1 protein-coding gene is annotated in these 620 nt (G+C 65.0%); it reads left to right on the forward strand.

Translation table 11 applies throughout. The features are described from left to right. Positions 1–83: 83 nt before the first annotated feature. A complete protein-coding gene (locus tag J5M58_RS25890) occupies positions 84–572 on the forward strand; it encodes a hypothetical protein (RefSeq protein ID WP_207880162.1) in 489 nt (162 codons plus the stop codon). Positions 573–620 lie beyond the last annotated feature (48 nt).

Raw genomic sequence — 620 nt, forward strand, 5'->3', positions numbered from 1 at the left:
AGGTGCTGTCCTGACAGGGCGGCAAGTGGCTGCCGCAATCGGGTATCAAGATCGGCGGCACCGAAACGGCGTGCGAGATCCTGATGGAGACGCCCGGCGCGACGGATTTCTCGTGCGGGTACACCTACCGCGGCCCCTATCCGAATCCGCCGCTCATCACCTACGAGCCCGACGGCACGTACACGTACACGATCAACCGGCCGGTGAAGCTCGACAACAAAGGGCTCATCGCGGTGAGCGCGTACATGCACATGAGCTACGCGACGTGCGCGCTGAAAGGGCGGGAAGGACAGATGCGTCTCGTCGTCGACGTGATCGACGTTCAGAGCAACCAGGTGATCGCGCACGGCGAGGCGCAGTCGACGAAGCTGATCGAGGACGCCGCGACGATCAACGTCACGCTGAATCAGGCCGCCGAGCCGCGCAGCGGCTACACGGTCAGGCTGTCGAGCAAGTGGGCGACGTACGACAGCTACGCGGGCACGCCGTGGACGTCGAGCTATTGCAGCGGCGGCAAGACGTTTCTCCAGACGCCGCTCGTGACCGGCTGGACGATCAATTCGTTCTATTGAACGGCGCTTCGCCGCGCGTGGCCGCCGCCGCGCGGCGCTGCGGTTAAC

The sequence above is a fragment of the Pseudomonas sp. 32_A genome, assembly GCF_017490905.1.
Taxonomy (GTDB): domain Bacteria; phylum Pseudomonadota; class Gammaproteobacteria; order Pseudomonadales; family Pseudomonadaceae; genus Aquipseudomonas; species Aquipseudomonas inefficax.

Bases quoted from the DNA above. Each gene is read 5' to 3' on its own strand.
- J5M58_RS25890 (WP_207880162.1), top strand. From the start codon at position 84: ATGGAGACGCCCGGCGCGACGGATTTCTCGTGCGGGTACACCTACCGC.